This window comes from Brevundimonas sp. EAKA, assembly GCF_000698025.1.
GTDB classification, from domain to species: Bacteria; Pseudomonadota; Alphaproteobacteria; order Caulobacterales; family Caulobacteraceae; genus Brevundimonas; species Brevundimonas mediterranea_A.
The window spans coordinates 1-4746 of the sequence record NZ_JMQR01000184.1; the positions used below are offsets into that span (position 1 = coordinate 1).

Sequence of the window (4746 nt, forward strand, 5' to 3'; positions counted from 1 at the left end):
CGGTCCCCACCACGGGGGGCGGCGGGGGCGGCGTCGGGTGTGTAAAGGAGCCGGGTCCGCCGGCACGCCCCCCCGCCCCCCGCCGGCGCCCCGGCGCCGGATGCGGAAAGGGGGGGGGCCCCGGCCGCCAGCGACCCCGTCCGCGGCGGGGGGGTAAATTTGGTTGGGGGGGGGGATCCCTCCAGCGGGGAGAGCGGCGGGTTCACGGGCGACTGGCCCTGCGGCGCCGCCCCCGACCGCCTGTCCATCATGCGGGCTACGGACACTGGTCGTCGATCAACGCCCGCCAGGCCAGTCTGGACCGCCGCATCGACCAGGGCGTCCGTTCCGGCCAGCTCAGCCGCCGCGAGGCGACCCGTCTGCGGGGCGAGTTCAACGGCCTGCTGCGGCTTGAGGCCCACTATCGTCGCGGCGGCCTGACCGCCTGGGAACGCACCGACCTGGACCGTCGCTTCGACCGTCTCTCGGCCCAGATCCGCAACGAACGCCACGATTGGGACCACCGTCGCGGCTGAACGCCATCTCGGTGATTTCCACGGGAGCGCGGTCCGAAAAGGGCCGCGCTCTTTCTCTTTGGGACGGCCCCGTGGGGCTTCGCCCTCGCTTCACAACCGCCGCCGCCAAAGATCGTCATTCGCCCTGGTGCGAAGTTTGAATGACCGTCAGACCTGGCCCGCCTACAGCTTGATGAACGGCTGCATCAGCCGCCCCAGCCAGCCGTCCAGTTCGATCTGCCCATCCAGCGCCACCACGCACAGGCAGGGATCGGGCGAGACCACGCGCGGTTGGTGCAGCACTTCGCCGTCCGCCTCCTCGAAGTCGCCGACGTCGAACCGGGCGGTTTCGGTGGCGTAGGCGCCGTGGATGACGCAGGTCAGTTCGATCCCGCCGTGGGTGTGGCGCGGCGTCTCGCGGCCCGGACCGATCTCCAGCAGGATGACGCGGCAATCGCCGTCGCGCGGCGCATGGACGTCGCGGGCGCGCATGCCTGGTCCCAGCCATCGCCACGGTCCCAGCGCGTACCGGCGCAGGGGCTCAGGCAGGCCGACCATGTCGTTCAACGGCGTGGAGGCCAGAACCTGTCCGGCGTCGGCCTCGGCCCGCGCCAGGACGCGCGCCAGGGCGTCGTCCGGCATCGGCTCGGGCTCCAGATCGTTCAGCAACTCGCCGCCCACCGACTGGAGCGTGCGGACCCAGGCGTCGTTCTGCGGCCGCATCGCCAGATGGGCGGCGACCACCACGGCCTCGGGCGGGCTGAGGGTGCCGGCCGCATAGGCCAGGAGCCGTTCTTCGGAGGGGTTGTGACCGCCGGTCATGCCTCGCCTCCGGCGTCGTCCAACAGGGTGCGCAGTTTGATCATGGCCTTGCGTATTCGGGATTTCACTGTGCCCAGCGGCAGGTCCAGCCGCCGGGCGATTTCGGAATGGGGATTGTCCTGGAAGAAGGCCAAGCGAAGGACCTCGATCTGATCCGCCGTCAGCCGCGCCATGGCCGTCTTCAGGCGTGCGGCATCCTCGGCCATCAGCACGAGTTGGTCCGGCCGTTCCGGCTCCTCCTGCAACAGTTCGATCTCGGGCATCGGGGTGCGCCGGGCGTCCTGGCGCAGCACGTCCAGGCGCCGGTTGCGGGCGATGGTGAAGATCCAGGTCGCGGCCCGCGCCTTGGAGCTGTCGAACAGCTCGGCCTTGCGCCAGACGGTCAGCATGGCGTCCTGGGCGAAGTCCTCGGCCGCCCCCGCAGGCGCCCCGGCCTTCATCAGATAGGCCTTCAGACGCGGCGCGAAATGTTCGAACAGGCGCGCGAAAGCCTCGCGGTCCCGCCGTAACGCCACCGCCTCGATCAGCCGGTCATGCTCGCCGCCCATAGCCGTCACGGGAGGCCGAATCCGCTGAAGCGTTGAAACCTGTCCATCCATGAAACCTAGTACGGTTCTGGCGAAAGTCTGGATCATTTCGTGATCCGGCCGCGTGCGCGGCGCGTATCTTCGCCACCTGTAGCCCGCCCTCGGAGTCTTTATGTCCTTGTCGTCCCCTTCCAGCGAGACCGGTCCGCGCCTGCGGATCGCCGTCGTGGGCTCGGGGATCGCCGCCCTGTCCAGCGCCTGGCTGCTGTCGAAGCGCCACGACGTGACGATCTACGAGCGCGACGACCGCCTGGGGGGCCATTCCAACACCGTGGACGTCCGCGCCCCGACCGGAGAGACGGCGGTGGACACCGGCTTCATCGTCTTCAACGACGCCACCTATCCGAACCTGATCGCCCTGTTCGCCCATCTGGGGCTTGAGACGCGGGCCACCGACATGTCCTTCGCCGTGTCCCTGGATCAGGGCCGGTTCGAATATGCGGCGCCCGCCCTGTTCGCCCAGCGTCGCAACCTGTTCCGCCCGCGCTTCTGGTCGATGCTGAAGGAGATCCTGCGCTTCTATCGCTCGGCGCCCGGCGGCATGGCCGCCCTGGGCGACAGCGACGTGACCCTGGGCCAGTATCTGAAGCGCGAGGGCTTCAGCGAGGCCTTCCGCGACGACCATTTGCTGCCGATGGCCGCCGCCATCTGGTCGTCGCCGGCCCATACGCTGATGGATTATCCGGCGGAATCCTTCCTGCGCTTCTGCGGCAACCACGGCCTGCTGAAACTGGTCGGCCGGCCCCTGTGGCGCACCGTCGTCGGCGGCAGCCGGGCCTATGTCGAGGAACTGGCCCGCCAGGTCGGGGCCGGGCGAAAGGGCGACGCAGTCCGGCTCCGGCGCGGGGTGGACCAGGTCCAGCGCGTCGACGGCGGCGTCGTGGTTCATGACACCACCGGCGCCCGGGAGCGGTTCGACCATGTCGTCATCGGCGCCCACGCCGACCAGGCCCTGGCCATGCTGGCGGAGCCCACGGCGCAGGAGCGCGATCTGCTGGGCGCCTTCCGCTACAGCCGCAACCTGACCATCCTGCACACCGACGCGGGCCTGATGCCCCGGCGCCGGCGGGCCTGGGCCTCGTGGAACTATATCGGCGCGGACGGCGGCCTGTGCGTCACCTACTGGATGAACAGGCTCCAGGGCCTGCCGGGCCAGGACCTGTTCGTCACCCTGAACCCGCCGCGCCCGCCGGCCGCCGGAACCCTGTTGCGCAGCGAAGTGTACGAGCATCCGATCTTCGACCCCGTCGCCATCAAGGCGCAGAAGTCGCTGTGGAGCCTGCAGGGCCAGGGCGGCGTCTGGTTCTGCGGCGCCCATTTCGGGGCCGGCTTCCATGAGGACGGGCTTCAGTCCGGTCTGGCGGTGGCCGAACAACTGGGCGGGGTGCGTCGTCCCTGGACCGTCGAGAACGAGAGCGGCCGCATCCATCTGTCCTCACCCTCGGTCCAGATGGAACCGGCGGCGTGACAGGCTCGGCCCTCTATGTCGGCAAGGTGTTTCACGCCCGCCTGCGGCCGACGCCGCACCGGCTGAACTACCGCGTCTTCTGGCTGATGCTGGACCTGACCGAGATCGACGCCCTGCACGGCCGGCTGAAGACCTTTTCACGCAACCGGTTCAACCTGCTGTCCTTCCACGACCGGGACCACGGCGACGGCTCGGACCGTCCGCTGCGGGCCCAGATCGAGACGCGGCTGGCCGAGGTCGGGGTGGATGTCGGTCAGGGCGCGATCCGTCTTCTGACCATGCCGCGCGTCCTCGGCTTCGTCTTCAACCCGATCAGCCTCTACTACTGCCATCATGAAGACGGGCGGCTGGCCGCCATGGTCTATGAGGTCACCAGCACCTTCGGCGAGCGGCGGTCCTATGTCCTGCCCGTCCTGGCGGCCGACGCCCAGGCCGGCCGGTTCCGGCAACAGACCGACAAGCGCCTGTATGTCTCACCCTTCATGGCCATGGGCATGACCTATGACTTCCAGGGTCAGACGCCGGGCGACACCCTGGGCCTGGCCATCAACGGATCGGATAGCGGGGGCCTGCTGATCGCCACCAGCATGAGCGGCGCGCGTCGGCCGATGTCCGACCGCGCCCTGATCGCCGCCACCCTGTCCATGCCCCTGCTGACGCTGAAGGTCGTGGCCGCCATCCATTGGGAGGCGCTGAAACTCTGGCTGAAGCGCGTGCCCCTGACCCGCAAGCCCGCGCCGCCCCCCGACGTGCTGGACCTGCGGCACAGGGGTTAGGGGCCTCAGCCCCCCAGGGTCATGGCGCGCGCCAGATCGGCGATTTCGTCGCGGGTGATGAAACCGTCGCGGTTGCGGTCGGCGGCGGCGAAACGGTCTCCGTTCAGGGCGCGGAACTCGTTCAGATCGACGGCGCGGTCATTGTTGCGGTCAATGGCGCGCAGCTTCTGAATCTGCTCGCGGCTTGGTCGCCGCTGCGGAGCGGGCGCGCCGTCCGGGCGCAGGGCGCGCAGTTCGGACATCGTCAGACGGCCGTCGCGATCGGCGTCGGCCCGGGCGAACCGGCCCTCGCGCGCAGCGTCGAACTCGACCCGCGACAGGCGCCCGTCATTATTGACGTCCGCCTGCTGGAACAGGGCGCGACCGGCGCCGGCCTGGGTTTGGGCGGGCGCGGCCGTGGCGACGACGGCGATCGCCGCGGCGGACAGGAGGGACAGAACAAGGCTTTTCATCGGGCTCTCGATCGGAAAAGGGGCCCCGGCCGCACGGTTGGGGGGACGCGGAGCGGGGGAGGGGCGGAGCTGCGGGCTGTCTGTTATAAGCATCCATCTGTGCCGGCGGATGTCTCGGCTCAGGTTGCGCCGCAAATCCGTCAGGTA

6 protein-coding genes are annotated in these 4746 nt (G+C 69.7%); 3 read left to right on the forward strand and 3 right to left on the reverse strand.

Annotation, left to right across the window (positions count from 1 at the left end; translation table 11 throughout):
• Positions 1 to 212: 212 nt before the first annotated feature.
• Positions 213 to 515 carry a hypothetical protein gene (locus ER13_RS18795; RefSeq protein WP_231492576.1) on the forward strand — a complete coding sequence of 101 codons (303 nt, stop codon included), beginning with the start codon at positions 213 to 215 and terminating at the stop codon, positions 513 to 515.
• A gap of 162 nt (positions 516 to 677) precedes the next feature.
• Here the strand turns inward: ER13_RS18795 and ER13_RS16240 are convergent, their stop codons facing one another.
• Both ER13_RS16240 and ER13_RS16245 read right to left on the reverse strand, forming a co-directional pair.
• Positions 678 to 1316 (reverse strand): ChrR family anti-sigma-E factor, encoded by a 639-nt coding sequence (locus ER13_RS16240; RefSeq protein WP_008262026.1) that lies wholly within the window; start codon positions 1314 to 1316, stop codon positions 678 to 680.
• Positions 1313 to 1864 (reverse strand): sigma-70 family RNA polymerase sigma factor, encoded by a 552-nt coding sequence (locus ER13_RS16245; protein WP_008261895.1) that lies wholly within the window; start codon positions 1862 to 1864, stop codon positions 1313 to 1315. The genes ER13_RS16240 and ER13_RS16245 overlap by 4 nt, the downstream gene beginning before the upstream one ends.
• A 151-nt stretch (positions 1865 to 2015) precedes the next feature.
• On the opposite strand from ER13_RS16245, the gene ER13_RS16250 reads away from it, so the two are divergent.
• Together ER13_RS16250 and ER13_RS16255 are read left to right on the forward strand one after the other, a co-directional pair.
• Positions 2016 to 3371, forward strand: a complete 1356-nt coding sequence (locus ER13_RS16250; RefSeq protein ID WP_035310951.1) for an NAD(P)/FAD-dependent oxidoreductase — start codon at positions 2016 to 2018, stop codon at positions 3369 to 3371.
• A complete protein-coding gene (locus ER13_RS16255; protein ID WP_035310954.1) occupies positions 3368 to 4147 on the forward strand; it encodes a DUF1365 domain-containing protein in 780 nt (259 codons plus the stop codon). The genes ER13_RS16250 and ER13_RS16255 overlap by 4 nt, the downstream gene beginning before the upstream one ends.
• 5 nt (positions 4148 to 4152) lie before the next feature.
• Here ER13_RS16255 and ER13_RS17775 read toward each other — a convergent pair whose 3' ends face one another.
• Positions 4153 to 4599 carry an EF-hand domain-containing protein gene (locus tag ER13_RS17775; RefSeq protein ID WP_052005171.1) on the reverse strand — a complete coding sequence of 149 codons (447 nt, stop codon included), beginning with the start codon at positions 4597 to 4599 and terminating at the stop codon, positions 4153 to 4155.
• Between the last annotated feature and the right edge of the window lie 147 nt (positions 4600 to 4746).

Bases quoted from the DNA above. Each gene is read 5' to 3' on its own strand.
- ER13_RS16240 (WP_008262026.1), bottom strand. From the start codon at position 1,316: ATGACCGGCGGTCACAACCCCTCCGAAGAACGGCTCCTGGCCTATGCG.
- ER13_RS16245 (WP_008261895.1), bottom strand. From the start codon at position 1,864: ATGGGCGGCGAGCATGACCGGCTGATCGAGGCGGTGGCGTTACGGCGG.
- ER13_RS16250 (WP_035310951.1), top strand. From the start codon at position 2,016: ATGTCCTTGTCGTCCCCTTCCAGCGAGACCGGTCCGCGCCTGCGGATC.
- ER13_RS17775 (WP_052005171.1), bottom strand. From the start codon at position 4,599: ATGAAAAGCCTTGTTCTGTCCCTCCTGTCCGCCGCGGCGATCGCCGTC.